The organism is Roseobacter sp. HKCCD6576-2 (genome assembly GCF_013179285.1).
GTDB classification, from domain to species: Bacteria; Pseudomonadota; Alphaproteobacteria; order Rhodobacterales; family Rhodobacteraceae; genus Rhodophyticola; species Rhodophyticola oceani.
In genome coordinates, this window is the sequence record NZ_WVNW01000001.1 from 20,321 (window position 1) to 33,378 (window position 13,058).

The 13,058-nt window shown below is 61.5% G+C and carries 9 protein-coding genes; 5 read left to right on the forward strand and 4 right to left on the reverse strand.

All coding sequences use genetic code 11. The features are described 5' to 3' along the window. The first annotated feature begins 137 nt into the window (after window positions 1–137). The 3 genes from GTF44_RS00115 to GTF44_RS00125 are packed head-to-tail and all read left to right on the forward strand — an operon-like array spanning window position 138 to window position 4,274. Entirely contained in the window at window positions 138–818 is a 681-nt protein-coding gene (locus tag GTF44_RS00115; protein ID WP_171558887.1) for an ATP-binding cassette domain-containing protein, read from the forward strand. Then, complete coding sequence (locus tag GTF44_RS00120; protein WP_171558889.1) at window positions 815–3,223, forward strand: ABC transporter permease; 2,409 nt, start codon at window positions 815–817, stop codon at window positions 3,221–3,223. Before GTF44_RS00115 ends, GTF44_RS00120 begins: the two co-directional genes overlap by 4 nt. Then, window positions 3,213–4,274 (forward strand): lipocalin-like domain-containing protein, encoded by a 1,062-nt coding sequence (locus GTF44_RS00125; protein ID WP_171558892.1) that lies wholly within the window; start codon window positions 3,213–3,215, stop codon window positions 4,272–4,274. Before GTF44_RS00120 ends, GTF44_RS00125 begins: the two co-directional genes overlap by 11 nt. A gap of 27 nt (window positions 4,275–4,301) precedes the next feature. Here GTF44_RS00125 and GTF44_RS00130 read toward each other — a convergent pair whose 3' ends face one another. Next, window positions 4,302–5,732 (reverse strand): alpha/beta fold hydrolase, encoded by a 1,431-nt coding sequence (locus GTF44_RS00130; protein ID WP_171558895.1) that lies wholly within the window; start codon window positions 5,730–5,732, stop codon window positions 4,302–4,304. 147 nt (window positions 5,733–5,879) lie between these two features. On the opposite strand from GTF44_RS00130, the gene serB reads away from it, so the two are divergent. Together serB and GTF44_RS00140 are read left to right on the forward strand one after the other, a co-directional pair. Next, complete coding sequence (gene serB / locus GTF44_RS00135; protein WP_171558898.1) at window positions 5,880–6,758, forward strand: phosphoserine phosphatase SerB; 879 nt, start codon at window positions 5,880–5,882, stop codon at window positions 6,756–6,758. Between the two features lie 63 nt (window positions 6,759–6,821). Beyond that, window positions 6,822–7,337, forward strand: a complete 516-nt coding sequence (locus GTF44_RS00140) for a hydrolase (RefSeq protein WP_171558900.1) — start codon at window positions 6,822–6,824, stop codon at window positions 7,335–7,337. Window positions 7,338–7,519: 182 nt separating this feature from the next. Here the strand turns inward: GTF44_RS00140 and gltB are convergent, their stop codons facing one another. The 3 genes from gltB to GTF44_RS00155 all read right to left on the reverse strand — a co-directional run bounded on the left by gltB (window position 7,520) and on the right by GTF44_RS00155 (window position 13,054). Further along, window positions 7,520–12,058 (reverse strand): glutamate synthase large subunit, encoded by a 4,539-nt coding sequence (gltB, locus tag GTF44_RS00145; protein ID WP_171558903.1) that lies wholly within the window; start codon window positions 12,056–12,058, stop codon window positions 7,520–7,522. Further along, the gene (locus tag GTF44_RS00150) at window positions 12,055–12,519 is read right to left on the reverse strand and encodes a GFA family protein (RefSeq protein WP_171558906.1); all 465 of its coding nucleotides are present in this window, start codon (window positions 12,517–12,519) and stop codon (window positions 12,055–12,057) included. Before GTF44_RS00150 ends, gltB begins: the two co-directional genes overlap by 4 nt. A gap of 88 nt (window positions 12,520–12,607) precedes the next feature. Continuing rightward, entirely contained in the window at window positions 12,608–13,054 is a 447-nt protein-coding gene (locus GTF44_RS00155; RefSeq protein ID WP_171558909.1) for a GFA family protein, read from the reverse strand. Window positions 13,055–13,058 lie beyond the last annotated feature (4 nt).

Here is a 13,058-nt window from a genome sequence, read left to right on the forward strand (position 1 = left end):
AAGCCGAAATTTCCACCCCTTGGCAAGCTCTTGCCACTCCCTGACGCCACGGCTCAGACGTCACGTGGCATCGTGACCCTTTCACCCGCGCCGATGGCTGCTAGCTTAGCGGGAGACCCCTTTCAAAGGATGCCTAGGTGCTGCGTGTAACCGACCTTCACAAAGCTTACGAAACAGAGGACGGTGCGCTGCCGGTGTTGCGGGGTGTATCTCTGGCGATGGAAGGTGGGGAAACCCTGGCGCTCACAGGCGAGAGCGGCTCGGGCAAAAGCACGATGCTGCATCTGATTGGCGGGCTCGACGCCGCGGATCAAGGAGAGATCGTGGTGGATGGCGTCGATCTCGGCACGCTCGACGATGTTGGACGGGCCAAGCTGCGCCGCGACACGGTCGGCCTGATTTTCCAGCAATTCAACCTGATCCCGTCGCTCAACGTCACGCAGAATCTGACCTTTCAAGCGCGTTTGGCCGGTCGTCATGACGTGTCTTGGACCGACAGCTTGGCCCAACGCCTTGGCCTGGCCGATCATCTAGATCGCTACCCCGAACAACTCTCGGGCGGCCAGCAACAGCGCGTCGCCATTGGTCGAACGCTTGCCGCGCGCCCGCGCCTGGTGCTGGCCGATGAACCAACCGGGAATTTGGACGAGACAACCGGCGATACCGTTCTGGATCTCCTCTTGGAGCTGGCCCGCGAAACCAATACCGCCGTCTTGATGGTGACACACTCGCAGAGGTTGGCGGCGCGCATGGCGCGGCAGGTGCATCTTACACAAGGGCAACTGACACGCCCTGATTTGGGGCAGGCCGCCCAATGACCCGCGCGGCACTCTCGGCTTTGGTGTCGCATTGGCGACGGCATCCCGGGCAATGCCTCACATTGATTCTTGGATTGGCGTTGGCCACTGCACTTTGGTCCGGTGTGCAGGCGATCAATGCGGAGGCGCGCGCCTCTTATGACCGCGCTGCGGCGGTTCTGGGCCAGGATCAGCTGGCCCGTCTCAGCCGCGCCGATGGTCAGCCGATCCCGATTGCCGATTACGTGGAGTTGCGCCGGGCGGGCTATCTCGTCTCACCGGTGATCGAGACGGAGTTGCGCGGACCCGGTGCCCGATTGCGACTGTTGGGCATTGATCCGCTGACCGCGCCGCCGCAAGCGCAAGCGCCGGATTTCACCGATGATGACATCGCGTTTGACAGCTTTCTCGCCGCGCCTGGCCGCTTGATCGTCTCCGCCGAGACCGCCAGCCAATCTTTGCCGCCGGATCTGCCCCCCTTAATCATCTCCGCCGACCTCGCCCCCAACACCGCGCTCACCGATATCGGAACCGCCGCGCGGCTCAGCGGTCAGTCGGACCCGTCTTATCTCTTGGTCGCGCCAGCGCAGCCTCAGGGCCTCGCCTCCCTCGCCGAAGCCGCGCCCAACTTGATCCTGACGGCGCCGCGCTCTGGCGACGATTTGGGGCGGCTGACCGATAGCTTTCATCTCAACCTCACCGCCTTCGGCCTTCTGGCCTTCGCCGTTGGACTCTTCATCGTGCATGCCGCTATCGGCCTCGCTTTCGAACAACGCCGCGCCAGTTTCCGGACGTTGCGCGCGCTTGGCCTGCCGCTCAGGCGTCTGATCAGCCTGCTGGCATTGGAGCTCACCGGATTTGCCGTGGTTTCAGGCCTCATCGGCATCACCCTTGGCTATGCGATCGCGGCGGCGCTCTTGCCGGGTGTGTCCGGCACGTTGCGCGGCCTATACGGCGCAGACATCTCCGGCCAACTCAGTTTTCAACCGCTTTGGGCCGTCGCTGGCATGGGGATCGCCCTGCTCGGGACCGCAATTGCTTCGATCCAAGCCCTGTCGCGTGTCGCGCGGTTGCCACTTCTTGCCCCGGCCCAGCCCCGCGCTTGGGCGCTGGCCTCAAACCGAACGACCCGGCGCCAATTGGCGACTGCCTGTCTGCTCTTCCTCGTCGCAGCCAGCCTTGCGCTGTTCGGCCAAAGCCTGATCGCTGGCTTCGCCTGTCTCGCCGCCCTTCTGATCGGCGCGGCCCTGGCCCTGCCCGCGTTGCTTGCCGGTTTGCTCCGCCTCACCAACGGCCTCGCGACCACACCCTTTCGCGAATGGCTCCTGGCCGACACACGGCAACAGCTCCCTGGCCTCTCCTTGGCGCTGATGGCGCTGCTTCTGGCGCTCGCGGCCAATATCGGCGTCTCCACCATGGTCGGCTCCTTCCGTGGCACCTTCACCGGCTGGCTGGATCAGCGTCTCGCGTCAGAACTCTACATCACCGCCCGCAGCCCAAGCGAAGCGCAGGACATAACCACCTGGGTCACGCCGCAGGTCGACGCGGTCTTGCCGATCATCTCCGCGCCCGTCTCTCTCTATCAGAGGCCCGGAGAGCTTTACGGCATCGCCGATCACGCCACCTATCGCGATCATTGGCCACTGCTCGCTGCCGCACCAGATGTCTGGGATCAAATCGCAACCGGCCAAGCCGTTCTGATCAATGAACAGCTTGCCCGGCGCGAGGGGTTAACCCCCGGCGATGTCGTGGCGCTGACCCCGGGCTGGTCTCTGCCGATCGCGGGCGTCTATTCGGACTATGGCAACCCCGAGGGCCAAGCGATCATTGGCCTTGATCTCTTCAACGCCCGATTCCCCGATCTGGCCCATCGTCGGCTGGCCCTGCGTCTGGCACCAGAGGATGTCCCCGCCTTGGCGGAGGCGCTTCGGGCCGCGTTCAACCTGCCGGGTGCCAATGTGGTGAACCAAGATCAGATCAAGCGCTTCTCGCTCAGGGTCTTTGAACAAACCTTCCTCATCACCGGGGCGCTCAACATTCTCACGCTCGGCGTGGCCAGTTTCGCCCTCCTGACCAGTCTTTTGACCCTCGCGGGCCTTCGTCTGCCGCAATTGGCCCCGATCTGGGCGCTTGGCCAAACCCGCCGTACATTGGCGCAAGCAGAGCTGATCCGAACGGCGCTTTTGACCTGCTTGACCTTCATCTTGGCGATCCCCGTGGGCCTCGCCCTGGCGTGGGTGCTGCTCGCGGTCGTGAATGTCGAGGCCTTTGGTTGGCGTCTCCCCATGCAAGTCTTCCCAGCCGATTGGGCCCGCCTAGGTCTCTATGCGCTCCTCGCCGCGCTCTTGGCCGCCGCTTGGCCCGCCTGGCGTCTTGCTCGGATCGCGCCAGCAACGCTTTTGAAGGTTTTTGCCCATGAACGTTAAAGCCGTCCTTGCAGCACTCATCTTGACCGCACATCATGCTCTATCGCAGGGCTTCGCCGGGCTCGGCACCGAAGCAGACGGCTTCGCGGTGCCCGCCCCAAATCCAGAATTCTCTTTCCCGGCCGATCACGGGCCGCATCCTGAGTATCGGATTGAATGGTGGTACCTGACCGCGACGCTGTCCGGTGCAGATGGTCAGGATTACGGCGTGCAATGGACCCTGTTTCGGTCCGCGCTCCGGCCCGAGTCGGCGCAAAACTGGGACGCGGCGCAACTTTGGATGGGTCATGCGGGGCTCACCACATCCGATGCCCATTATCATGCGGAGCGTCTGGCACGCGGCGGCATCGGGCAAGCTGGTGTAACATCCGAACCGTTTGAAGCCTGGATCGATGACTGGAGCATGATCTCCACGGCATCGGCAGGGAACGATGCGCTCTCTGCGCTGAGCCTGACCGCCCGCGGGGCGGATTTCGCCTATGATCTCTCCCTCACCGCAACCGGCCCACTGATCTTTCAGGGCGACGGCGGCTATTCCGTCAAATCCGCCGATGGACAGGCCAGCTATTACTATTCGCAACCCTTCTACGAGGCGTCCGGCGAGTTAACCCTGCCGGGTGGCCCTGTCGCTGTGACAGGAACCGCCTGGCTCGACCGCGAATGGTCATCGCAGCCGCTCTCCGAAGATCAGAACGGGTGGGATTGGTTCTCGCTGCAATTCGCCGATGGCGCACGGCTGATGGGGTTCGGCCTCCGCTCAGCGACGCGGCCGGTTTACACATCGGCCACTTGGATCACACCCGATGGCAGAGCAACGCCGTATCCCGATGGTGCCCTGCGCCTTACCTCGCTTAACACCACATCTGTGGCGGGCCGGGAGGTGCCGACGGAATGGCGCGTCGAGTTACCGGCGCGGGGCGTCGACATCGAGACACAACCGGTGAACGCCCAAAGCTGGATGGCGACAAGCTTTCCCTACTGGGAGGGACCGATCCGATTCAGCGGCAGCCATCAGGGGATCGGCTATTTGGAAATGACGGGCTATGAATAGACCCTGAAAAGCGGTTTAGAGCCGTTTTTAGGGCAAGATCGGCCCCAAAGGTAGTCGCACCGCAAGCAGCCAGGCCAAGGCGATGCCCAGCCCAAGCCCCATCGCGAATGCCGATCCGGTGCGTCGCCCGACCCACCCGCCGACCACCCCGAAGCTGAGATAGAAGAACACCATCACCGGCAGAAGCGCGAAGAGGAAGAACAACTCTTCCCCGCCCAATACTGCGGTTATGGCCAAGGACGCGAGAAACGCCAAACGCACCGCCCAGCGCCGCCAGGCGTGTGCCCGACCCGCCTGGCTGAGCGCTGCGTCGGCCACCATCGTCAGCACCGCACCCGGCAAGAGCGCCGCCATGACCAGCCAATGCCCGCCTTGCGGCAAAAACCCGGTGACATAACGGTCCAAAACGATGCCAATCGTGAGGAGCCCATATCCCGCCACCGCCAGGCCGGGCCACACGCCCCGCAGTTGTGGCATGTCACCTTCCACGGCCAAGCCGACCAGAACCAACGCACCGAACAACGCCAGATGCAGCGCCAAATAATCCGCAGCCACAGCGGATAACAGGCTCGTTTCGACCCAGAACAAGCTCAAAGGCGTCAAAATCATCGGTGCAAGCGTCAAGCTCCAGAACGCGCCGGATGGCACCTCGGGCAAGACCCGCCCGGCAGGCAACAGATCGGCCAGGGGCAAACCGAGCACGATAATACCCAGCACGATCAAGACAACCGACGCTGCGATCGAAGCAATCCCGTTGCGATAGGGCCGCCCAAAACGGGTGTTCAACCAATCCCGCGTCTCGCGCAATGTCACCGGAGCATAGAGTAGACCGGCCCCCGCCATCAGCGGGACTGAAATGACTCGGCCCGAGATGACATCGTCGTCTGCTGCTGTCTCATCTGTGATCCAGCCGCTGAGCAGCGGCCACACATCTCCCTGAAATCCATTAACCAGGAGGAGATTGTCAGACACCCCGGATGGCACCTGCACATCACTTGGTAGAGACAGGGCAATCACCGCGTCAACGCGGTCATCCACCTCCGCTTGGTGCACCGCGACCTCTGCACCTAAGCGATAGCCAAGAAGCGCGAGACGCCCGTCGGCACCTGGCTGTGCCAGTGCAGCGGTACTCACCGCAGCCAGTTCGGTCCGCAATTCTTGTAGGCCCGGCACACCAGAGTTTCGCCCATGTCCGAGGGCATCATAACTGACGGTGATGTATCCGGCCCGGGCAAGGGTAAGTTGCAGCGGCTGCATCGCCTGACGCGTCATGCCGAACCCATGCGCCAAAACGACGACGGGTCCGACTGCTTGTGGCACGCGCATAATGGTCGCTGGCGTGTCGCCAACCATCAGCGGCATGATTTCGAGCCCCGCGCGGGGCCTTTCTGCCAGAAACAGGCCCAGCCCGATCGAGAGCAGGGCCACCAAGACAGCCAGGAGATTTCGCAATAGCACGCGGCGCCCTCGCAAACGGACTAACCATCGATCACCAAGCATAAATACCCCTGCCGCAAAGCCAATTGGGAATTTGCAGCATTTCTGGCCCTCTGGCCCTGAACATGGTTTATGCGACCTTAGATACCGTGCCTGTCGGAGAGACCTATGTTCACCGCGACTTTGACTACGAACCCCGCGATGTATCTCGAACCCGCGCTGGTCGATAGCCTGCGCAACGCGTTTGGCGGCGGTGATATCCTTTGGTTGGCCCCTGATAAGGCGGCGGAGTTCACTCTCCCCAAACGGCCAAGAAACGAGGATCAGATCTGGAGCAGCCTGCAAGCCGAAGGGGTCGATCTGGTGATCCAGTCCAGCAATGGGCGGCGGAAAAAGCTGCTTCTGGCGGATATGGATTCCACGATGATCCAGCAGGAATGCGTTGACGAGTTGGCCGCCGAGGCTGGTGTCGGTGAGCGCGTCGCGGCGATCACAGCACGCGCGATGAATGGTGAGCTCGATTTCGAAGCGGCGTTGAAGGAACGCGTTGGCCTACTAAAGGGCCTCAATACCTCCGTGATAGACACTGTTTTAGCCAAACGGATCACCCATATGCCGGGCGGCGCGGCCCTTGTCGCAACGATGAAGAAACATGGGGGCCATGCCTCGCTGGTCTCTGGCGGCTTCACCGATTTCACAGCCAGGATCTGCGCCGATCTAGGCTTCGACGATCACCGCGCCAATACGCTCCTGTCTGAAAATGGCGTGCTGACCGGAGAGGTGGCAAACCCCATCCTAGGCCGCGACGCGAAGGTTCGGGCCCTCCAAGAGATCACTGCGCAACTTGGAATTACGCCAGCCGAGGTCATCGCCGTCGGCGATGGGGCAAATGACCTCGGCATGCTGCAATTGGCGGGAACCGGTGTTGCGCTTCACGCCAAACCAGCCGTGCAGGAGCAAGCCAAGATCCGCGTCAATCACAGCGACCTGACGGCGCTGCTCTACATCCAAGGCTATAGCGCCGACGAAATCGTCGCGCCTGATTGACCTCGTTTAAGGCGGGATCGTTGCGACCATGGCATCATGGCCTCTCTAGACCAGGAGCTTGCCATGAAGACCAACGCCGTGCCGCATTATGATGACAGCATCAACACCACCGGCTGCTGCCCAAAATTCAACCCAGATGGCTGGGACGGGCAAGAGCTACATTTCACTGACAAACCGTTCGTTCGCGCCACCACGCGCAGCCTCATGCATATACCGCTCAATGTGGGTCGGGTTTTCACCCGGGTGCAGACTCATATCGGCGGAAGCGGTGTGATCGACCCCGACAATTTCTTGATTCTGAGCCGCGACCTGTCGCCTTGGCAGGTTGAGCACCTATTCGCCACTGACAACAACGTGCCGGACGAAGAAATGACCACGCTGTCCGGCGATTTCATCACAAAGGTCTTCGAAGGGCCTTACAAAGAGGCGAAAGAGTGGCACCGGCAGATGCAGGATCTGGTCCGCGCCAGTGGCAGGGAGCCGGGGCGGATTTTCTTCTTTTACACAACCTGTCCGCGCTGCGCGAAAGCCTATGGGAAGAACTACACTATCGGTGTTGCGGAGACATTGGCCGCCTGACCATCGGCGTCATTGCCGATGACGCGCCCTGGGCCAATCGCGATGCCGTCAGCCAGAGTTCGCATCAACGCTCGGCACGACCTCGAAACGGAGGATCGGCCTAAGGCTGTTTCGTCCAATTTTTTGGCATGTTGGCGAGCCGTCATCACTGCGGTGCGGCTCGCCATAATGGGTTTGTGAGGTCACTCTGCCGGCACGGCAGCCTCTTCGATCCCCAAGGGGTGGATCAGCTTATCCAGCATCTCTTTCGGGCAGACTTGCAGGAAGTTCCCTTTCTCATGATCCCAGTGCTGCAGAATATCGGCCGCTTTGCGGCTGCCAGTTTCCGTCGCATGGGCCTGGACCAAGCCCTTGAGCTGCGCTTCCCAATGATCCACCGTCACCGGGCAAGTCACCAGCGTCTCGAGGTTCATATTCACCAGCGCGGACCCGTCAGGATCATAAAGATAGGCCATCCCGCCGGTCATCCCAGCCCCGAAATTGGCGCCAATCGAGCCCAAAATCACCGCGACGCCACCGGTCATGTATTCGCAGCCGTTCGAACCGCAGCCCTCGATCACGACTTTCGCGCCCGAGTTCCGCACCCCAAACCGCTCACCAGCCCGACCCGCGGCAAAGAGATAGCCATCGGTCGCGCCGTAGAGCACGGTATTGCCGATAATCGTGTTCTCATCGGCTTTCAGCGGGCTGACCTGCGGCGGCTTCACCACCACGGTCCCGCCGCTCAGCCCCTTGGCCACATAATCATTCGCATCACCGGACACTTCTAGCTTCAGACCCGGTGCCGCAAAGGCGCCAAGCGATTGCCCGGCGGAGCCTTCCAGCTTTACCGTCAGGTGATCCGGCTGGAGCGCATTGCGCATCCCAAAGGCTTGCACGATATGGCTTGAGGTCCGGGTTCCGATGGTGCGAAGCGTGTTCTGCACCGCATAAGACAGCTGCATCTTCTCGCCATCTTTCAGGAACCGCGCCGCATCTTTCACAATCTGCGCGTCCAGCGTATCGGGCACCGTGTTCCGCTCTTTGTTGCGGTCATAGACGATCTCATCGGCGCCATCGACGGTGATCAAAAGCGGGTTCAGGTCCAGATCGTCCAGATGCGCCGACCCACGGCTGACCTGCGTCAGCAAATCGGCCCGTCCGATCACATCGTCCAAGGAGCGCGCGCCGATCGAGGCCAACAACTCGCGCACTTCCTGCGCATAGAAGGTGATCAGGTTCACGACCTTATCGGCATTGCCGGTGAACTTCGCGCGCAAGCTCTCATCCTGCGTGCAGACGCCCACCGGGCAGGTGTTCGACTGGCACTGCCGCACCATGATGCAGCCCATGGAGATCAGCGCCGCGGTGCCGATCCCGTATTCTTCGGCCCCCATCATCGCCGCCATGACAATGTCGCGCCCGGTGCGAAGCCCGCCATCTGTCCGAAGCGTGATCCGATCACGCAGCTTGTTCATCGCCAGAACCTGATGCGCCTCGGTCAGGCCCATTTCCCAGGGCAGCCCGGCATATTTGATTGAGGTCGCTGGGCTTGCACCAGTCCCGCCATTGTGACCCGAAATCAGGATCACATCGGCCTTCGCCTTGGCCACGCCGGCGGCAATTGTGCCAACCCCAGAGGAGGCCACGAGCTTCACCGTGACTTTGGCGCGCGGATTGATCTGTTTCAGATCATAGATCAGCTGCGCCAGGTCTTCGATCGAGTAGATATCGTGATGCGGCGGCGGCGAGATCAGCGTGACCCCTTGGGTCGAGTGCCGGAGCCGCGCGATCAGCTCGGTCACCTTCATGCCTGGCAATTGACCGCCTTCGCCGGGTTTCGCACCCTGAGCGACCTTGATCTCAAGCTCTTCACAATGGTTCAGATATTCGGCGGTCACGCCAAACCGACCAGACGCCACCTGCTTGATCTTCGCAGATGGGTTGTCGCCATTCGGCTCCGGCACGAAATGCGCCGGGTCTTCGCCGCCTTCGCCACTGTCCGATTTCGCGCCGATCCGGTTCATCGCGACGTTCAGCGTCTTATGCGCCTCGGGGCTCAGCGCGCCGAGGGACATGCCCGGCGTCACAAACCGTTTACGGATCGAGGTGATGCTCTCGACCTCTTCGATTGGCACCGGTTTGCCCAACGGCTTAATGTCCAGCAAATCCCGCAGATGGATCGGCGGATTGTTCCGCATCGTTGCGGAATACTGCTTCCACATCTCATAGCTCGCGCGGTCACAGGCCGATTGCAGCATATGCATCGTCTGCGCTTCCCACGCGTGTTTCTCGCCCGAGCGCCGCGCCTTATAGAACCCGCCGATGGGCAACACATCCTGCCCGCCGCACCAGCCGCGCTTGTGAACCTCTTCCACCTTCTTTTGCAGACCAGAGACGCCGATCCCCGAGATCCGCGAGATCATACCGGGGAAATACTCCGCCACCATCGCGCGCGAGAGGCCTACGGCTTCGAAGTTCAAACCGCCGCGGTAAGACGAGATGACAGAAATCCCCATCTTCGCCATGATCTTCAACAGACCCTGGTCAATCGCGTTGCGATAGCGCGCGACAGCTTCGGTCAACGTGCAATCCAGCAAGCCCCGATCGATCCGATCCGCCAGCGAATCCTGCGCCAGATAGGCATTTACAGTCGTCGCGCCGCAGCCGACCAACACCGCAAAATAATGCGGGTCGATACATTCCGCCGAACGCACGTTCAGTGAGCAGAAGGTGCGTAAGCCCTTCTGAGTCAGCCAGCTATGCACAGCAGATGTCGCGAGGATCATCGGCATCGGCACCTTGCCTTCGTTCTGGAACCGATCGGACAGAACGATATGCCCCGCACCTGAGCGCACGGCATCCTCCGCTTCTGCCCGAATCCGCTCCAAACCGGCCCGCAGCCCGCCCTGGCCAGATCCGACCGGGAAACTGCAATCGATGGCAACGACGCTATCGCCGAAATGCTCCATCATCGTCTCGAATTGCGCATTGCCCATGAACGGGCTGTCGAGCACCAGGATCTCCGTCTGAGACGAATCCTCGTCCAGCACATTCTTGAGATTCCCGAAGCGCGTCTTCAGGCTCATCACCCGGTATTCGCGAAGCGAGTCGATTGGCGGGTTGGTCACCTGGCTGAAATTCTGACGGAAGAAGTGACTCAGTGGCCGGTACTGCGCAGACAGCACAGCCGACGGCGTATCGTCGCCCATACTGGCCAGCGCCTCTTTCGCATCCTCGGCCATCGGCGCAAGAATGCTCTCAAGCTCTTCGATCGAATAGCCCGCCGCAATCTGCCGTTTGCGCAGCTCGGCACCGCCGAACAGGGCCTTTTCGGTCACGCCCTCCGTCTCTTTCGCAAGGTCGGTAATCTTCCCGACCCACTCGCCAAAGGGCCGTGCCGATGCCAGCGCGTCTTTGATTTCGGTGTCGTGAAACAGTCTCTGTTCGGCCATATCGACAGCAATCATCTGCCCCGGGCCGAGCGCACCCTTCTCAACAACACTGGCCTCGTCAATCGGCACCATCCCGGCTTCGGACCCGGCAATCATCAGCCCATCGCCCGTCACCACATAACGCATCGGGCGCAAGCCGTTTCGGTCGAGCCCAGCACAGACCCAGCGCCCATCGGTCATCGCCAAGGCGGCTGGCCCATCCCAAGGTTCCATCACCGAATTGCAGTAGGAATACATATCTTGCCACGCCTGGGGCAGTTCCGTCGCGGTCTGCGACCAAGCTTCCGGGACCAGCATGGTCTTCGCCATCGGTGCGTTCCGCCCGGCGCGCACCAAAACCTCAAATACCGCGTCCAGCGCGGCACTATCCGACGACCCACCCGGCACGATCGGCTTAATGTCCTCGGCCATATCGCCGAAATAGCTGGAAGAGAGCCGGATTTCGTGGCTCTTCATCCAATTCACATTGCCTTTGAGCGTGTTGATCTCGCCATTATGCGCCAGCATGCGGAACGGCTGCGCCAGCCACCATTGTGGGAAGGTGTTGGTGGAATACCGCTGGTGATAGATGGCAAAGGCGCTCTCGAACCGTTCATCTTTCAGATCGGGGTAAAATTCGGCCACATCCTGGGCCAACATCATACCCTTGTAGATGATCGATCGGCAGCTCAGCGAGCAAATGTAGAGCTGACCGACGCCAGCGGCCGCCGCGGCTTTCTCGATACGGCGGCGGATTACATAGAGTTCGCGCTCAAACGTCTCTTCGTCGACGCCTTTGACGTTGGAGATGATGATCTGCTCAATCTCAGGGCGCGTCGCATTGGCCTTTTCGCCCAATACAGACACATCAACCGGCACATGACGCCAGCCATAGATGTAATAGCCCATCCGCAGTACTTCGGATTCCACGATGGTCCGGCAGGTCTCTTGCGCGCCAAAATCATTGCGCGGCAGAAACACCTGCCCCACGGCCATCAGCTTCTCCATATCCGGCTCATGCCCGGTGCGCCGGACTTGGTCATAGAAGAACTGAACCGGAATCTGCACATGGATGCCGGCGCCATCGCCGGTCTTGCCATCGGCATCGACAGCCCCCCGGTGCCAGACGGCCTTTAGCGCATTGATACCGTTTTCCACCACCTTGCGCGACGGCTTACCGTCGACGGAGACGACCAGGCCCACCCCGCAAGAGGAGTGTTCATCCGCCTCCGAGAACATGCCGTTCTCGTCCATCCACTTGCGCTTCGCCTCTTCGGCGGCCGCCCAATTGGCATCGAACTTGGTCATGGCATATCTCCTTCGACATGGCGGTTATCCGCCTCCCACTCAGCGCGGGTCTTTGTGGCATGGGACCCCGACAGCGGCACATAGGCCGGTCGGCAATCCGTGTAGATTTCTGAGATCAGCGGAAACGCCGCCGCCTCCGGAAACAGCGCGGGCATGAACCCGTAGTCGGCCGCATCATTGTCGCTGTCGCGCAGCCAAAGATTGCTGCCGCAGACCGGGCAAAACGCCCGCTCGGAAAACTCGGTCGAGGCATAGCGCGCAACCTCGCCCGTGACCGTCACCGCAGGTGCCGAGCCGACAAACGCGCCCCACAACACGCCCGCCGATCTCTGACAGCGACTGCAATGGCAGGCGCCGACGGCGGCCACATAGTCCCCATCGATGGAGATCTGCACCGCGCCGCACAGGCAGGCGCCCTGCAACTGGCCGCGCCGCCGATACTGATCCGCCAGGCTGCTCATCGCACGCCCTCCGCAACGGGAGCCGTTTTTCGCGCGAAAAACGGCCCGGAAAACGCGCGTTTTCCGCGCCCTTTTGCAAGTGACAAGGTCACGCCTGACCCTCCGGCCCGGCATTGACCATCTCCATCACCTCGGCTTCGGTCATGCGCTTGCGGTTCCCCGCGAAGGCATGGCTCGCCGGTTTCATGTCGATATAAACTTCGGTAGCAAATTCGAGGCCGTCGAAGCTGTCCAATGCGCCAGCTGAGAGGCTGAACATCCCCTGCATCGGCCCCGGCGCGGTCAAATGCCAAAACAGGCTCGAGCCACAAGTTTTGCAGAACCCGCGTTCGGCCCATTCAGACGACTGATATCGCCCGATATTATCCTCACCGGTCCAGGTCACGCCGCCCGGCGGCACATGCAGCCCGAGTTCGATCCCGCCGCTGAATTTCCGGCACATGGTACAGTGACAGGCACCATACTCCGTCGGGGCCTCGGCCAGTTCAAAGCGTACCGCGCCGCAAAGGCATCCGCCCGTCTGAGATGCGCTCATCTCG